Below are 15,852 nucleotides of genomic sequence, written 5' to 3' on the forward strand. Positions count from 1 at the left end.
AAGGTTCAGGCCACAGCCGTTTCAACCGCCGCGAGCAGCGCCGGGTCGATCACGCCTTCGGCGACGATCACGGCGGGGCCGGTCATCTCGACCTGGCCGTCGGGGAACTCCGTGATCACCAGCGTCCCGCCCGGGAGGTCCACCGTGTACGTCACGGGGGCACCGGTGACGGCCGGGTCCGCGCCGTCCCTGCGCGCCGCAGCCACCGCCACCGCGCACGCGCCCGTGCCGCACGAGCGGGTCTCGCCGGAGCCGCGCTCGTAGACGCGCATCGCGACGTGGCTGGGGCCCCGGTCGACGACGAACTCGACGTTGACGCCCTCCGGGTAGACGGCGGCCGGGCTGTACGGCGGCACCGTGCGCAGTTCGCCCGCGTGGGCCAGGTCCTCGACGAAGGCGACCGCGTGCGGGTTGCCCATGTTGACGTTGCGGGCGGGCCAGCTGCGGCCGTCGACGGTGACGGTGACGCCCTCTTCCGGCAGCACGGCGCGGCCCATCGAGACCGTGACATCACCGTTCTTGGCGATGTGCGCCTTCTTGACCCCGCCCCGGGTGGCGATCGCCAGGTCGCCCTCCTCGACGAGCCCGGCGCGCTGGAGGTACCCGGCGAAGACGCGGACGCCGTTGCCGCACATCTCGGCGATGGAGCCGTCCGAGTTGCGGTAGTCCATGAACCACTCGGCCTCGTCGGCCATGGCCTTCGCCTCGGGGTGCGCGGCGCTGCGCACGACGTGGAGCAGCCCGTCGCCGCCGATGCCGGCCCGGCGGTCGCAGAGCCGGGCGACCGTGGAAGCGGGCAGGTCGACGGCGTTGTCCGGGTCGGGGAGGATCACGAAGTCGTTCTCAGTCCCGTGGCCCTTGAGGAAGGTGAGCGGCGAGGTGTTGTTCACGCCGTCAATCGTACGGGTGCCCACTGACAACGGGCCGGGAGCTCCGGACGACGGATCCGCCGGGGGGACGTGTCCCCGTCAGGATCAGGGGGACGGGATGCCGGGCGCTCAGCGCAGCCGGGCCACGCGCCAGACGGCCAGGGCCACCGCAGCGGCCAGGCCACCCACGTACAGCCCGATCACCCGCCAGTCGGGGCGCTCGCCCGAGCCGCGCGCGGGCAGGCCCGGCCAGGTGTAGCCGACCCGGCGGGCGGCCATCATGCCCCAGCCGGCGGCGCAGCAGCTGATCAGGAGGCCGAGCATGGCCACGACCGGGCCGCCGTCGCCGAACTCGAAGGCGAGCGGGAAGGCGAACATCAGCGAGCCCATGGCCGCGAGCATCACGATCGGCGCGAGCTGCCAGATCCGCAGCCTGCGCTGCGGGCGGATCTCGACCTCGACCTCGCCGCCCTCGGCGAGCACGCCGTCGTCCTGCGGTCCGTCGGGGGTGAGCCCGACGGCTCCCGGAACGGCGGGGCCCAGGGCGCCGACGCTCAGCTCCGCGGGGCTCGGCTCCGGGGCGTCGCGGTGGGCGGGCTCCCGTCCGGCGTCGCTCACGTCCGGCCCCTCCGACACTGCCGTCACTTCCGAAGGACCCGGTTGCGCGGGCTCGTCCCGCGTTCCGTGCTCTCTGTCGCGAGGGCCGGCCTCCATCGCCACGCGCCCTCCCAACTCGGACTCCACTGGTCGATCGAGGTCGATGATGGCACGCGCGCGGGTGCCTTAATGACCGGTGGTGCGTCCCGATGCCATCACGTGATCAGGCTGTGACCGCTCGTTCGACCAACGCCAGCGCCTGCTGCGGGAGTTCCCCGCGGTGCTCGACGGCGCCGCTCAGCCAGTGCACGCGCGGGTCCCGGCGGAACCAGGAGTCCTGGCGGCGCGCGAAGCGCTTGGTGGCGCGTACGGTCTCGGCGCGCGCCTCGTCCTCGGTGCACTCCCCCGCCAGCGCCGTGAGCACCTGCTGGTAGCCCAACGCGCGCGATGCGGTACGTCCCTCCCTCAGCCCCTGGGCCTCCAGCGCGCGCACCTCGTCCACCAGGCCCGCCTCCCACATCCGGTCGACCCGGAGGGCGATGCGCTCGTCGAGCTCGGGGCGGCCGACGTCGACGCCGATCTGCACGGTGTCGTACACGGAGTCGTGGCCGGGCAGGTTGGCGGTGAACGGCTTGCCGGTGATCTCGATGACCTCCAGGGCCCGCACGATCCGGCGGCCGTTGGAGGGCAGGATCGCGCGCGCCGCATCCGGGTCGGCCTCGGCCAGCAGCCGGTGCAGCGCGCCGGGCCCGTCCTGCTCCAGCTCGCGCTCCAGACGCGCGCGTACCTCGGGGTCGGTGCCGGGGAAGTCGAGCACGTCGATCGCGCCGCGCACGTAGAGGCCGGAGCCGCCGACGAGGACGGGCGTGCGGCCCTCGGCGAGCAGCCGGTCGATCTCGGCGCGGGCGAGCTTCTGGTACTCGGCGACGCTGGCGGGCTCGGTCACGTCCCAGATGTCCAGGAGGTGGTGGGGCACCCCGCCGCGCTCGTCGAGCGTCAGCTTGGCGGTGCCGATGTCCATCCCCCGGTAGAGCTGCATCGAGTCGGCGTTGACGACCTCGCCGCCGAGCTGCTGGGCGAGGAAGACACCCAGATCGGACTTTCCGGCCGCTGTGGGGCCGACGACGGCGATGACCCGCGGTGCGGGAGCTGCAGTTCTCACGGTCACAGTCTCGCAAACCTCGGCCGCCGTCCCCGAACGAGCTACGTGACGGGGTGCATGCGGGTTCGTTGCCTGTTGCGAGGTTCCGACCGCCGGTTTGCCGAACCGGTGCCCCCGGGCGACGCAATGAGGCGCTCCGGTTGGGGTGGGATTTCGCCCACACGAGTACGCTATGGAGTAGATATGGGCGTTTTTTCAAGGTTTCGCCGCAAGGCCGATGAGGCTGTAGCGGAGTCAACCGAGGAGGCGAAGGCGGCCACCCTGACGGCCGAGGAGACCGTGGAGGGCGAGCCGGAGGCTGCCGCCGAGACGGATTCCGGGCCTGCCGCGGAGGCCGCGGCGGAGGAGCCCGCCGAAGCGGCCGCCGCGGAGGGTGTGGAGATTCCCAAGCAGCAGTCGGCGGAGGAGGCGGCGGACAACGAGGCGGGCGAGAGCGCCCGGAAGTAACGTGGCGTACGCATGCATTTCGTACGTTCCCCTGGTCGAGGGCGCACGGCTCCCGAGATGAGGGCAGAGGGAAGGTGACCACATGGGCTTCCTGGAGAACCTGAAGGCCAAGCTGGCCCCCGCCAAGGACAAGGTCTCCGACTTCGCGCAGCAGCACGAGGACAGGATCGGGCAGGGGCTGGACAAGGTCGCCAAGACGGTCGACGAAAAGACCAAGGGCAAGTACAGCGACAAGATCCACACAGGTACGGGGAAGGCCAAGGACGCCCTGGACCGGATCTCGCACAAGGACGACGGCGGCACCCCGCCACCGACGGCCTGATCACCTCGGGGACGGCCGTGGAGCGCACCAGCTCCACGGCCGTCCCCGTGTGGCGTGCTCGCCGCTTTCCGGCGGCCGGGCCGGGATCCGGTGTCGCTCAGGACCGGACGGCGACCGCTCAGGACCAGACGGCCACGAAGTACCCCACGCCGTAGGGCGCGTCCTCGTACAGCAGTCGGCCTCCCAGGCCCGCCCCCTCGGCGGCGCCCGCCAGCACCTGCCAGGGTGCCCGTCCGGCCGCCTTCAGCTCGTACGCGAGCTCCGCGTCCAGTTCCAGCAACGCGCGCGTGTCGGCGGCGCCCAGCGCGCTCGCCACCCCCTCGTCGAAGGCGGTGGCCCGCTCGTCGAGGTAGCCGGGAGCCTTGAGGGTGCGGCAGGCGCTGCCGTCGCCCATCACCAGGAGGGCGACCCGGTCGGCCCTGGCGCCCAGGCTGCGGCCCGCGTCGGCGCAGCGTGCGGCCTCCAGCGGTTCGCCCACTCCGAGTCCCTCGACCGGGGCGTCCGACCAGTCGGACCGTTCCAGCAGCCAGGCGCCGACCGCGAGCGAGGGCGGCAGCTCCCGCTCCTCGCGCGCGTGGCCGTCGGCCGGCGCCGGGCCGAGCGTGACGCGGAGGTCCACGCCGAAGCCCGCGAAGGAGCCGGGCGCGCCCTGGGGGTGCGGGCCGCGCGCCGCCTGGTCGGCCGGGCCGACCACGACGAGCAGATCGGGCCGGGAGGCCGCCAGCAGCCCCACGGCGTCGGCGCAGGCCTTCCGCGCGGCATCGAGCTCCGGCGCGGCACCGGAGGCGACCGCGGGCACCAGCAGCGGCGGACAGGGGCAGACGGCGGCGGCTACGAGCATGATCCGCAGCGTAGTGGGTGCGCCCGGCTTCGGCCCGGCACGGGCGCCACGAACCGGCCACGCGCGCGTGAGCCGAGCCCGTACAGGCACCTCACCCGCCTCGTGGGTCGGAAACACGCCACGCGCGCGTAGGCGGGCCGCCCGTGAGCGGCTGCGCCTACGCGCGCGTGGATGGAGTCTCGGACGACGTGCGGCTCAGACGACGCTGCATCCGCCCGTCGCGGCCGGCAGCGGCTCGGGGACGCCGATCTTCGGCAGGCCGAGCAGCACTCCGGCGGGCTGTGCCGGGGCCGCGTTGCGCTTCTCCCAGGCGTCGCCCGCGCGGGTGCGGCGCACGGCGCCGGTCGGGCCCTCGGCCAGCAGGTGGTGCGGGGCGGCGTAGGTGATCTCGACAGTCACCACGTCGCCGGGGCGCACGTCCTGCTCCGGCTTGGTGAAGTGCACCAGGCGGTTGTCGGGGGCGCGGCCGGAGAGCCGGTGCGTGCTGCCGTCCTTGCGGCCCTCGCCCTCGGCGACCATGACCTCCAGGGTGCGGCCGACCTGCTTCTTGTTCTCCTCCCAGGAGATCTCCTCCTGGAGGGCCACCAGGCGCTCGTACCGCGCCTGCACGACCTCCTTGGGGATCTGCCCCTCCATGGTCGCCGCGGGGGTGCCGGGGCGCTTGGAGTACTGGAAGGTGAAGGCGTTCGCGAAGCGGGCCTCGCGGACCGCGTGCATGGTCTGCTCGAAGTCCTCCTCGGTCTCGCCGGGGAAGCCCACGATGATGTCGGTGGAGATGGCCGCGTGCGGAATGGCCGCGCGGACCTTCTCGATGATCCCGAGGAAACGCTCCTGCCGGTACGAGCGGCGCATCGCCTTCAGGATGGTGTCCGAGCCGGACTGCAGCGGCATGTGGAGCTGCGGCATCACGTTCGGGGTCTCGGCCATCGCGGCGATCACGTCGTCCGTGAAGTCGCGCGGGTGCGGCGAGGTGAAGCGGACCCGCTCCAGGCCCTCGATCCTGCCGCAGGCGCGCAGCAGCTTGGAGAAGGCCTCGCGGTCGCCGATGTCCGAGCCGTACGCGTTGACGTTCTGGCCGAGCAGGGTGATCTCGGAGACGCCCTCGGCGACCAGCGCCTCGACCTCGGCGAGGATGTCGCCGGGGCGGCGGTCCTTCTCCTTGCCGCGCAGCGCGGGGACGATGCAGAAGGTGCAGGTGTTGTTGCAGCCGACGGAGATGGAGACCCAGGCCGCGTAGGCGGACTCGCGCCGGGTCGGCAGCGTCGAGGGGAACGCCTCCAGCGACTCGGCGATCTCGACCTGCGCCTCGTCCTGGATGCGGGCGCGCTCGAGGAGCACCGGCAGCTTGCCGATGTTGTGCGTGCCGAAGACGACGTCCACCCAGGGCGCCCGCTGGACGATGGTGTCGCGGTCCTTCTGGGCCAGGCAGCCGCCGACGGCGATCTGCATCCCGGGCCGCTTCGTCTTCATCGGGGCGAGCCGGCCGAGATTGCCGTACAGCTTGTTGTCGGCGTTCTCGCGCACCGCGCAGGTGTTGAAGACGACGACGTCGGCGTCGCCGTCGCTGCCCTCGGGCGCGCGTACGTAGCCCGCGCCCTCCAGGAGGCCGGACAGCCGCTCGGAGTCGTGCACGTTCATCTGGCACCCGTAGGTGCGCACCTCGTACGTTTTCAAACCCTCTACCTCGCTCATCTCGTACACCAGGGTACGAGGTCCCACCGACAGGCCGCCCCGCCCTTCCCCGACCCCGGGCCTGGCCATCACGGGGAGTGAGCTGGCAGGATCGCGCCATGCTCCAGGCCCTCCCCCGCGTCAGCCGCCGCCGTGCCCTTCAGGGGGCGGTCGCGGCCCTGGTGGTGTTCGGGCTCCTGCTGTGGTGGCTGCTGTCACTGGGGGCCGCGCGGCCCTCGGGAACGATCACGTTCAGTACGGGCGTGCGGACCGGGGTCTACCAGCGGTACGGCGAGCTCCTTGAGCGGGCGCTGGCGGATGATCTGCCCGAGGTGGACGTCCGGCTCCAGACCAGCGAGGGCTCGCAGCAGAACCTGAAGCGGGTGGCCACCGGGCAGGCCGACTTCACCATCGCGACCGCCGACGCGGTGGCCAAATACCTCCGTGACGACTCCGCCGGGGCCGACCGGCTGCGCGGCTGCGCGCGCCTGTACGACGACTACGTCCAGCTCGTCGTGCCCCGCGACTCGCCCGTGCACTCGACGGCGGACCTGCGCTCCAAGCGGGTCGGCATAGGCCAGCCCGGGTCGGGGGTGCGGCTGCTCGCGCAGCGGCTGATGACGGCCGCCAAGCTGGATCCGGCGCACGACATCACTCCGGTGTCGGCGGGCATCGACACCATGCCGGAGCTGCTGCGCACCGGGAAGATCGACGCGTTCTTCTGGTCGGGCGGGCTGCCCACCACCGCGGTGCTGCGGCTGTCCGAGCAGGACCAGATCCGGCTGGTGCCGCTGGGCGACCTGGTCACCGAGCTGCACGCCGAGGACGGCCTCACCGGTTTCTACCGCGCGGCGACGATGCCCGCCGACGCCTATCCGCAGGCGCAGCGGGGCGTCGCCGTACCGACGATCGCGGTGGCGAACCTGCTGGTCACCACGGACCGCACGGACCCGGGTCTGACCGAGGAGTTCACCCATACGGTGATCCGCAGCAGGGACGCCATCGGCCGCGAGGTGCACGCCGCGCAGCTGGTGGACCTGCGCACCGCGATCTACACGGAGCCGCTGCCGCTGCACAACGGCGCCCGCCGCTACTACCTCTCGACCAAGCCCTGACCCACGGCGGCCTGCCGGCGGGCGCCCTCAGCCGGTCGGCGAGGTGCGCGGCACCCTGAGCGTCACCCGCAGGCCGTGCGGCTCGTGGTGGGCGTACGTGATGGTGCCGTCGCCCGCCGCGAGCAGGGTCCGCGAGATGGACAGGCCCAGGCCCGAGCCCTTGACGTTCTGGTGCCGGCCCGAGCGCCAGAACCGGTCCCCGATCCGGCTGAGTTCGTCGTCGGTCAGGCCGGGGCCGAGATCGGTGACGGTGATCTTCGAGTAGTCGCCGTCGGCGGCGACGGCGACCGTGACCTCCTCACCCTCCGGAGTGAACTTCAGTGCGTTGTCGATGACGGCGTCCAGGGCGCTGGAGAGCGCCACCGGGTCCGCCCAGGCGGTGACGGCGGCCCGCCGCTCGGTGAGCCGCACGCCCTTGTCCTCGGCGAGCGGACGCCAGGCTTCCACCCGCTCGCCCGCCAGCGCGCCGATGTCGGTGAGCCGGAGGTCCGCCTCGGTGTGCTCGGCCAGCGCCAGGCCCAGCAGGTCGTCGAGCACCTGGGCGAGGCGCTTGCCCTCGGCGCGCACCGAGGCGATCTCCTCGTTCCCTTCGGGCAGTTCGAGCGCGAGGAGTTCGATGCGCAGCAGCAGGGCGGAGAGCGGGTTGCGCAACTGGTGGGAGGCGTCGGCGACGAAGGCGCGCTGCTGGTCCAGCACGTCCTCGACGTTGTCCGCCATCTCGTTGAACGACCGGGCCAGCCTTCTGAGTTCCGGGGGTCCGCCGGCGACCGCGACGCGTGACTTCATGCGCCCGGTCGCGATGTCGTGGGTGGCTGCGTCCAGGACGCGTACGGGCCGCAGCACCCAGCTGGTGAGCCGGAAGGCCGCGCCGACCGCGAGCAGCATCGCCGCCACCTCGCCCGCCGCGATCAGCAGCCAGCCGCGCAGCACCCGCGAACGCATGTGCCCGGTGGGCGAGTCGGTGACCACCACGGCGATCACATCGCCCTCGCGGACCACCGGGGAGGCCACCACGAGCCGTCCGCGCTGCCACGGCCACACCTGGGGCGGGTCGTGGCTCCTGCGGCCCGCCAGCGCCTCCTGGAAGGCGTCTCCGCCCTTGCTGTCGTCCGGCACGCCCCAGCCCCGGGGGGCGCTCGCCATGGCGATGCCGTTGCGGAAGAAGACGCCCGCGCGGATCCCGTACAGCTCGTGGTAGCGGGCGAGTTCCTCCTCCAGGGTGGCCAGCCGCTCCTTGCTGCTGGTGTCCTTGTCGTCGGCGGCGGTGACGAACTGGGCGAGCGCCGCGAAGCGCGCGGTGTCGTCGATCCGGTCGACGACCACCTTCTGCTGCTGGGCGGAGGCGACGCTGATCGCGAGGGGGAAGCCCAGCGCCATCAGGACGAGGGCGAGCAGAAAGATCAGCAGCGGCAGGAGTCGCGTACGCACCGGGGGCGTCGGGCCTTACAGCGCGGCCGGGGCGACGAGCCGGTAGCCGACGCCGCGCACGGTCTCGATCAGGGCCGGCATCCGCAGCTTGGAGCGCAGGGAGGCGACGTGCACTTCGAGGGTGCGCCCCGTGCCCTCCCAACTGGTGCGCCACACCTCGCTGATGATCTGCTCGCGCCGGAAGACCACCCCGGGCCGCTGGGCGAGCAGCGCGAGCAGGTCGAACTCCTTGCGGGTGAGCTGGACGCATTCGCCGTCGACGCTGACCCGGCGGGTGGGCAGCTCGATGTGGACGCGCCCCAGCCGCAGGGCGACCGCCGGGATCGCGCCGCTGTCCTCGCCCGTGGTGGTGCGGCGGCTGACCGCGTGGATGCGCGCCAGCAGCTCGCCGGTGTCGTAGGGCTTCACTACGTAGTCGTCGGCGCCGAGGTTCAGGCCGTGGATGCGCGAGCGTACGTCCGCGCGCGCGGTGACCATGATCACCGGGATGGCGGTGCGCTTGCGGATCTTCCCGCAGACCTCGTAGCCGTCCTGGTCGGGCAGTCCGAGGTCGAGCAGGACGACCCCGAAGGGCTCCTTGGGGGCGCGGTCGTCGGGCAGCAGCGCCCGCAGCGCCTCCTCGCCGTTGCGCGCGTGCACCACGGCGAAGCCGTGCTTGGCGAGCACGGCGGACAGGGCCGCGGCGACGCGGTCGTCGTCCTCGACGAGCAGCAGTCTCATCGTCCCCCCTCCGTAGTCGTCGCCAGGCATGTACTCCCGCATCCACGCCCATGCCGCGGGTGTGCGTCAAGGGGGCATCCACCGGAGCGCGGCATCCGTTACGCAGCCGGTATTGCACCGCGCGCCCCCTTCACGGAGAGTGCCACCCCGCTACCGGATCGTGATGCTCAATTTCCGCTCAGATGTAATGACGCTGGTCGTAGCGGCGCACTACGTTCCTCCCCAACCGAGGAAGAGCGGAGCTGTAAGCCGATGAGCGGAGTATCAGTGGCCAAGGACGCCGAGGACGCGGCACCCGCGTCGGGCGACCTGGTCGTGCTGAGCAACGTCAACAAGCACTTCGGCGCGCTGCACGTGCTCCAGGACATCGACCTGACGATCGCGCGCGGCGAGGTCGTGGTCGTGATCGGACCGTCGGGGTCCGGGAAGTCCACGCTGTGCCGCACCATCAACCGCCTGGAGACGATCGACTCCGGGGCGATAACGATCGACGGGAAGCCGCTGCCCCAGGAGGGCCGCGAACTGGCCCGGCTCCGGGCCGACGTCGGCATGGTCTTCCAGTCGTTCAACCTCTTCGCGCACAAGACCGTGCTGGAGAACGTCATGCTGGGCCAGACCAAGGTCCGCAGGACGGAGAAGAAGCAGGCCGAGGCGAAGGCCCGCGCCCTGCTCGACCGGGTCGGCGTGGGCACCCAGGCCGACAAGTACCCCGCGCAGCTGTCCGGCGGACAGCAGCAACGCGTCGCCATCGCGCGCGCGTTGGCGATGGACCCGAAGGTCATGCTCTTCGACGAGCCCACCTCCGCGCTCGACCCGGAGATGATCAACGAGGTCCTGGAAGTCATGCAGCAGCTGGCGCGCGACGGCATGACGATGATCGTCGTCACCCATGAGATGGGCTTCGCCCGCTCGGCCGCCAACCGCGTCGTCTTCATGGCCGACGGCAAGATCGTCGAAGAGGCCACGCCCGACCAGTTCTTCAGCAACCCGCGCAGCGACCGGGCCAAGGACTTCCTGTCGAAGATCCTTCACCACTGAGGCTCCCCGCGGACCCGGAGCGGCTGCCCGAGTGCGGCTCCTCCCCCACCGGCGCCACCGGCCGACGGCCCCCACATCTGAGCGATTCAAGCGATACGAGGGATGTTCACATGAAGCTCCGCCAGTCCGCCGCCTTCGCGGCGATCGCTGTGCTCGCGCTGACCGCCACCGCCTGCGGCGGCAAGTCCGGCTCCGCGGGCGACAAGCAGGCCGCCAAGCCCGGCCAGTCGGGCGCCCCGCAGCTGCCCACGTACACCGTGGCCAAGGACGTCACCGTCGACTCCCCCACGTTCAAGGCCGCCAAGGCCCGCGGCAAGCTGATCATCGGCTCCAAGGCCGACCAGCCCTACCTCGGCTTCGAGGACCAGTCGACCAAGGTGCGCTCCGGCTTCGACGTCGAGATCGCCAAGATGATCGCCGCCGACCTGGGCTTCACCGACAAGCAGATCGAGTGGAAGACCGTCGACTCCGGCATCCGTGAGACCGCGATCTCCAAGGGCCAGGTCGACTACTACGTAGGCACCTACACGATCAACGACAAGCGCAAGAAGCTGGTCGGCTTCGCGGGCCCCTACTACAAGGCCGGCGCCGACCTGCTGGTCCGCAAGGACGAGACCGCGATCACCGACAAGAGCACGGTCAAGGGCAAGAAGGTCTGCTCGATCGTCGGCTCCACCCCGCTCCAGGAGATCAAGAAGCCGGAGTACGGCGCGAAGGTCGTCGAGCTCGCCAAGTACTCCGACTGCGTGCAGCAGCTGCTGACCAAGCAGGTCGACGCGGTCACCACCGACGACTCGATCCTCAAGGGCTACGCGGCCGCCAACCCCGGCAAGCTCAAGGTGACGGGCCACCCCTTCACCGAGGAGCCGTACGGCGTCGGCATGAACAAGGACGACAAGGCGCTGCGCGACTTCGTCAACACCTCGATCGAGAAGCACGTCCAGGACGGCACCTACAAGAAGATCTACGAGGCGACCCTCGGTCTTTCGGACGCCAAGTACGTCGCTCCGCCGGCCGTCCAGCGCTACTGATCCGGTGACACCCGTACGGGTGTCACCGAGACGGCACGGTTGACCGCGCCGCCGCCGACCCGGCCGATCGAGCCGCCCTCCACGCGCGCGTGGAGGGCGCTCCCGGCCCTGCCCGCCCAGCCGCCCGCCGACGCGGAGACCTCATGAACGTACTGCTCGACAACTTCTCGGAATTCCGTGACGGCTTCATAGGAACCGTGGAGATCACCGCCGTCAGTTCGGTCATCGCCCTGGTCCTCGGGCTGCTGCTGGCCGGATTCCGGGTATCGCCGGTGCCGCCGCTGCGCTTCTTCGGCACCGCCTGGGTGACGCTGCTGCGCAACACCCCGCTGACCCTGCTGTTCCTCGTCTTCTACTTCGTCGTCCCGGAGATCTTCTTCCCCGGGATGAGCTCCTTCCTGCTCGGCTCGCTCGCCCTCGGCTTCTACACCGCCTCCTTCGTGTGCGAGACGGTCAGGTCCGGCATCAACACCGTGCCGCTGGGCCAGGCCGAGGCCGCCCGCTCGATCGGGATGACGTTCACGCAGACCCTGCGCCTGATCGTGCTGCCGCAGGCCACCCGGACCGTCATCCCGCCGCTGAGCTCGATCTTCATCGCGCTCACCAAGAACTCGGCGATCGCCGGCGCCTTCAGCGTCACCGAACTCTTCGGCTGGCAGAAGCTGATGAGCGACCAGGGCTACGACATCGTCCCCGTCTTCGTCTGGGTCGCCCTGGGCTACCTGGTCGTCACCTTCGCCATCAGCGGCGCCTTCCGCCTGCTGGAGAGCCGCATGGAGGTCGCCCGATGAGCGCCAGCGTTCTCTACGACGCCCCGGGCCCCAAGGCCGTCGTACGCAACCGGATCTACGCGGTCCTGGGCTCGCTCGCCATCCTCGCGCTGCTCGCGGTGAGCATCGTGCGGCTGTCGGACAAGGGCCATCTCGCCCCCGAGATGTGGGACATCTTCAACTACTCGGGCATCCGGGAGAACATCGCCGACGGCGTCGTCGCCACCCTGAAGGCCTTCGGCCTCGCGGCGGTCGGCTCGCTGGTCCTCGGTGTGCTCCTGGCGGTCGCCCGGCTCTCCGACCACAAGCCGGTCCGCTGGGCCGCCACGGGCTTCATCGAGCTCTTCCGGTCGATCCCGCTGCTGATCACCATCTACGCCGTCTGGGTCGGTTTCCTGACCGACTACTCGATGTGGGCGCTGGCGCTCGGCCTGTCGATCTACAACGGCTGCGTCCAGGCCGAGGTGCTGCGCGCGGGCGTCAACTCCGTGCCCAAGGGCCAGCGCGAGGCGGCGTACGCCCTCGGCATGAGCAAGACCCAGGTCATGACCAGCGTGCTGATGCCGCAGGCGGTCCGGGCGATGCTGCCGACGATCATCAGCCAGCTGGTGGTGACCCTCAAGGACACCTCGCTCGGCTTCATCATCCTCTACCCCGAACTGCTCCAGACGGCCCGTCTGATCGCGAGCAACACCCAGGTCAACGGCCAGTACCCGTACGTGTCGACGATCGTCGTCATCGGCTGCATCTACGTGGCGATGTGCCTGGCGCTCTCCGGGCTCGCCACCTGGATCGAGCGGCGCGGCCGGCGCGCGAAGACCGGCATCACCATGGCCGCGGTGGCGGCCCCGGTCACGGCCGCCGACCCGGTCGGTACGGTCGTGGGCGCCGGTGCCGAAGTGCCCGACGGGCGGGACGGTACGACAAACTGACGGAGTATGAGGCAGTGGCGCTCGCGTCACTGCCTCCGTCACTTGACGCAAGCACCCGCAGTGGGTTGCATACGTTCTGTGATCGTGCACCGGGTCCTCAGCGCCACCTGCCAGCCGTCCCGCCGGGCCCAGGGAGCCACGTCGTGGACCCGGTGATCGTCGTCGGCGCCGGTCCGGTCGGACTCGCGCTCGCCCTCTCCCTCGCGGCCCAGAAGGTGCCCTCCGTCGTCCTGGACGAGGGATCCGGCGGCGAGGAGCCCCGCCCGGTCCGTACGGCCGTCCTGCGGCCCGACACGGCTGCCTTCGCGGAACGGCTCGGCTGCGCCGCGGTACGCGACGAGGGGGCCCGCTGGACGGGCTGGCGGGCCATGCGGCGCGGCACCCTGCAACGTCAGGTCTCCTTCGGAGACGGTCTCGACGGCATCCCCTCACCGGTCCATCTCCCCCAGCACGCCCTGACCCGCGGTCTGCGGGACGCGGCGGCCGCCTCCCGGCTCGTCCAGCTGGCACCCCGGAGCCGTCTGGACGCCCTGGAGCAGGACGACAACGGCGTCGCCGCCCACACCACCGGCCCCGGCGCCACCTGGTGGCGCGGCAGCTATCTGGTGGGCTGCGACGGCGCCCGCTCCACCGTGCGCAAGCTCCTCGACGTCCGCTTCGCCGGGCGTACGGCGGTGGAGCGCCAGGCCGTCGTCGCCCTGCGCACCGAACTGCCCTGGCCCGGTGAGGCGTTGCTGCACCGGCTGCCCCCGTGGCGCACCGGCGGCGACGAGGTGACGGCCCGTCCGCTGGCCGACGGGACCTGGCGCATCGACTGGCTGCTGCCGCCCCGCGCCGAACTCGTCACCCCGGACGCGCTGATGGGCCGGCTGCGCGACACGCTGGCCGGGTGGTGCGGCACGACCCCGGCGCACGAGCTCCTGGACACCGGCGTGTACACGCTCCACCACCGCCTCGCCCGCCGCTGGCGGGTGCGCCGCGCCTTCCTCGCCGGGGACGCCGCCCACCTCTTGGGCGCGGTGGGCATCCAGGGCCTCGACGAGGGGCTGCGGGACGCCTCCAACCTGGCCTGGAAGCTGGCGCAGGCCTGGCACCACGGCGCCTCCGAAGTGCTGCTCGACAGCTACCAGACGGAGCGCCGCGCGAGTGTCGCCGCCCGGCTGCGCGCCGCCGACCAGGCGATGCCGGTGCTGCGCGGCGGCGGAGGGCTGCGCTCGTACATCCCGGGCGCCGCGCGCGGCCACGACACGCTGCTCGCCGACGGCCACCTGGGGCACGGCCCGCTCGGCGCGCCCCCCTCCTACCCGCACTCCCCCCTCGCACCCCCACCCGCCGAGGCGCACACACCCGTCGGCACGGAGGCGGGCGCCCCGGTCGAGGACGTCCCCGTCACGGCGCCGGACGGGTCCACGGTGGCGCTGCGGGACCGGCTGGGCCGAGGGCGGCTCCTGGTGGTCCTCATCGCACCCGGCACCGGCGTCTGGGACCGGCGGCACTGGCTGACTGCCGGAGTGATGCCGCGCCTGGCGGCCGCGGTGAGCTCCCTGCCCGCCGAGGCGGAGCTGCTGGTGGCCGAGGAGTACCCGGGAGCGGCGGCCCACACCGTGCTGCTCGTACGCCCCGACGGACACCTGGTCACCGCGTTCGCCGGGGTGTGGCCGGGCGAGCTCTATACGGCCGCCGACGCGGCCCGCGGCGGGGCCGTCGTCCACGCGCGCGTGGAGGACCGCACCGCGGACATCAATTGACCGACACGGGCGCACATGGTGTACTCCGGAACGTGACCGACACCGATGTGCGCCTGTGGCGGAGGGTCCACATGGACCTCGTCCGCTATGCGGGCTGCGTGTGTCGCCCGTCCTGCTGATTCGCCTTTCCCCCGTCGCGCCGCCGTGCCGTTGTCCGGCGTACGCGCGCACACGCGAACTTCCCCAGGACGGTCCCACGTGTCACCTTCCGCGCACCCCCGTACGCCCGATTCCACCCACGTCCCCCTGCCCGGGCCCGCCGCCCCCTCCGGGCCAAGCCAGGCGGACCTGCTCGACTTCGCCCGCCGCACCGCCGCCGACGCCTCGCTCGTCGCCTCCCTGCCGCTCGACCCGCAGGGCAGGACCTGGATCCGGCTGGACGGCCCCGGCGGCAGCGAGGCCTGGCTGATCGGCTGGCCGCCGGGCACCGGCACCGGCTGGCACGACCACGGCGGCTCCCACGGCGCGTTCGCGACGGCGGCTGGCACGCTCAAGGAGGACTCCCTGGCGGCCAGGCTACCGACCGAGGGGTGGAAGACGCTGGAACTCACCGAGGACCTCGACCGTTCACGGAGCGTGGAGGCCGGAAAGGGCCGGGCTTTCGGGCCGCACCACGTGCACGAGGTGCGCAACGAGTCGACGACCGAGCACACGATCTCGGTCCACGCCTACTACCCGCCGCTGCCCCTGATCCGGCGCTACAGCCGTACGGGCGCGGTGCTGCGGCTGGAGCACGTCGAGCGCCCGGAGGACTGGCAGTGAGCGAACACCCGGTGGGAATCGACGAGTTGCTGGACCGGGTCCGCGAGGACCTGGACCGGATCGAGGCGCGGGAGGCGCACGACGCCGCGCGGGCGGGCGAGGCGCTCCTGGTCGACATCCGGTACGCGGCGCTGCGGGAGCGCGACGGCCTGATCCCCGGAGCGCTGGTCGTCGAGCGCAACGAGCTGGAGTGGCGGCTCGACCCGCAGGGCAGCCACCGCGCCCCGGAGGCCACCGGCCACGACCTACGGGTCGTGGTGATCTGCAACGAGGGCTACGCGTCGTCCCTAGCGGCCGCGTCCCTGCGCCAGTTGGGGCTGCACCGGGCGACGGACCTGATCGGCGGCTTCCAGGCGTGGCGCACGGACGGACTGCCGGTGACGGGGCCCACCGGGTGAC

The 15,852-nt window shown here is 71.9% G+C and carries 18 protein-coding genes; 11 read left to right on the forward strand and 7 right to left on the reverse strand.

Going from position 1 to position 15,852, the window contains the following annotated elements; translation table 11 throughout:
* Positions 1-5 precede the first annotated feature (5 nt).
* From dapF to miaA, 3 genes are all read right to left on the reverse strand, one after another.
* Complete coding sequence (gene dapF / locus IE252_RS24545) at positions 6-890, reverse strand: diaminopimelate epimerase (protein WP_373298597.1); 885 nt, start codon at positions 888-890, stop codon at positions 6-8.
* Positions 891-998: 108 nt separating this feature from the next.
* Positions 999-1,583 carry a hypothetical protein gene (locus IE252_RS24550; RefSeq protein WP_373298598.1) on the reverse strand — a complete coding sequence of 195 codons (585 nt, stop codon included), beginning with the start codon at positions 1,581-1,583 and terminating at the stop codon, positions 999-1,001.
* A gap of 106 nt (positions 1,584-1,689) precedes the next feature.
* Positions 1,690-2,628, reverse strand: a complete 939-nt coding sequence (gene miaA, locus IE252_RS24555; RefSeq protein WP_190091637.1) for a tRNA (adenosine(37)-N6)-dimethylallyltransferase MiaA — start codon at positions 2,626-2,628, stop codon at positions 1,690-1,692.
* A gap of 183 nt (positions 2,629-2,811) precedes the next feature.
* Here miaA and IE252_RS24560 point away from each other — a divergent pair, with 183 nt between their 5' ends.
* The gene (locus IE252_RS24560) at positions 2,812-3,075 is read left to right on the forward strand and encodes a hypothetical protein (RefSeq protein ID WP_190091638.1); all 264 of its coding nucleotides are present in this window, start codon (positions 2,812-2,814) and stop codon (positions 3,073-3,075) included.
* Positions 3,076-3,157: 82 nt separating this feature from the next.
* Positions 3,158-3,397 carry an antitoxin gene (locus tag IE252_RS24565; RefSeq protein ID WP_190091639.1) on the forward strand — a complete coding sequence of 80 codons (240 nt, stop codon included), beginning with the start codon at positions 3,158-3,160 and terminating at the stop codon, positions 3,395-3,397.
* Between the two features lie 118 nt (positions 3,398-3,515).
* Here the strand turns inward: IE252_RS24565 and IE252_RS24570 are convergent, their stop codons facing one another.
* Together IE252_RS24570 and miaB are read right to left on the reverse strand one after the other, a co-directional pair.
* Positions 3,516-4,238, reverse strand: coding sequence for a class III extradiol dioxygenase subunit B-like domain-containing protein (locus tag IE252_RS24570; protein WP_190091640.1), 723 nt, complete (start codon positions 4,236-4,238; stop codon positions 3,516-3,518).
* Between the two features lie 195 nt (positions 4,239-4,433).
* A complete protein-coding gene (gene miaB / locus IE252_RS24575; protein ID WP_190091641.1) occupies positions 4,434-5,930 on the reverse strand; it encodes a tRNA (N6-isopentenyl adenosine(37)-C2)-methylthiotransferase MiaB in 1,497 nt (498 codons plus the stop codon).
* Between the two features lie 98 nt (positions 5,931-6,028).
* Between miaB and IE252_RS24580 the strand changes: the two genes are divergently transcribed.
* Positions 6,029-7,024 carry a TAXI family TRAP transporter solute-binding subunit gene (locus IE252_RS24580; protein WP_190091642.1) on the forward strand — a complete coding sequence of 332 codons (996 nt, stop codon included), beginning with the start codon at positions 6,029-6,031 and terminating at the stop codon, positions 7,022-7,024.
* 27 nt (positions 7,025-7,051) lie between these two features.
* Here the strand turns inward: IE252_RS24580 and IE252_RS24585 are convergent, their stop codons facing one another.
* Positions 7,052-8,452 carry a sensor histidine kinase gene (locus tag IE252_RS24585; protein WP_190091643.1) on the reverse strand — a complete coding sequence of 467 codons (1,401 nt, stop codon included), beginning with the start codon at positions 8,450-8,452 and terminating at the stop codon, positions 7,052-7,054.
* A gap of 15 nt (positions 8,453-8,467) precedes the next feature.
* Complete coding sequence (locus IE252_RS24590; protein ID WP_190091644.1) at positions 8,468-9,172, reverse strand: response regulator transcription factor; 705 nt, start codon at positions 9,170-9,172, stop codon at positions 8,468-8,470.
* A 252-nt stretch (positions 9,173-9,424) separates the two neighbouring features.
* Here IE252_RS24590 and IE252_RS24595 point away from each other — a divergent pair, with 252 nt between their 5' ends.
* The 8 genes from IE252_RS24595 to IE252_RS24625 all read left to right on the forward strand — a co-directional run bounded on the left by IE252_RS24595 (position 9,425) and on the right by IE252_RS24625 (position 15,851).
* On the forward strand, positions 9,425-10,210 hold the full coding sequence (locus IE252_RS24595; RefSeq protein ID WP_190091645.1) for an amino acid ABC transporter ATP-binding protein: 786 nt from the start codon (positions 9,425-9,427) through the stop codon (positions 10,208-10,210).
* Positions 10,211-10,320: 110 nt separating this feature from the next.
* On the forward strand, positions 10,321-11,241 hold the full coding sequence (locus tag IE252_RS24600; protein WP_190091646.1) for a glutamate ABC transporter substrate-binding protein: 921 nt from the start codon (positions 10,321-10,323) through the stop codon (positions 11,239-11,241).
* A 143-nt stretch (positions 11,242-11,384) separates the two neighbouring features.
* The gene (locus IE252_RS24605) at positions 11,385-12,032 is read left to right on the forward strand and encodes an amino acid ABC transporter permease (protein WP_190091647.1); all 648 of its coding nucleotides are present in this window, start codon (positions 11,385-11,387) and stop codon (positions 12,030-12,032) included.
* Positions 12,029-12,943: an amino acid ABC transporter permease gene (locus tag IE252_RS24610; protein ID WP_190091648.1), complete on the forward strand. Its 915-nt coding sequence runs from the start codon at positions 12,029-12,031 to the stop codon at positions 12,941-12,943. Before IE252_RS24605 ends, IE252_RS24610 begins: the two co-directional genes overlap by 4 nt.
* A gap of 143 nt (positions 12,944-13,086) precedes the next feature.
* Positions 13,087-14,691: an FAD-dependent monooxygenase gene (locus IE252_RS24615; RefSeq protein ID WP_190091649.1), complete on the forward strand. Its 1,605-nt coding sequence runs from the start codon at positions 13,087-13,089 to the stop codon at positions 14,689-14,691.
* A 47-nt stretch (positions 14,692-14,738) separates the two neighbouring features.
* Positions 14,739-14,810: a putative leader peptide gene (locus IE252_RS44310; RefSeq protein WP_309544753.1), complete on the forward strand. Its 72-nt coding sequence runs from the start codon at positions 14,739-14,741 to the stop codon at positions 14,808-14,810.
* A gap of 79 nt (positions 14,811-14,889) precedes the next feature.
* Entirely contained in the window at positions 14,890-15,453 is a 564-nt protein-coding gene (locus IE252_RS24620) for a cupin domain-containing protein (protein ID WP_373298601.1), read from the forward strand.
* Entirely contained in the window at positions 15,444-15,851 is a 408-nt protein-coding gene (locus tag IE252_RS24625) for a rhodanese-like domain-containing protein (RefSeq protein WP_190091686.1), read from the forward strand. Before IE252_RS24620 ends, IE252_RS24625 begins: the two co-directional genes overlap by 10 nt.
* Position 15,852: the final 1 nt, after the last annotated feature.

The organism is Streptomyces melanogenes (assembly GCF_014649795.1).
In the GTDB taxonomy this organism is placed as follows: Bacteria; Actinomycetota; Actinomycetes; order Streptomycetales; family Streptomycetaceae; genus Streptomyces; species Streptomyces noboritoensis.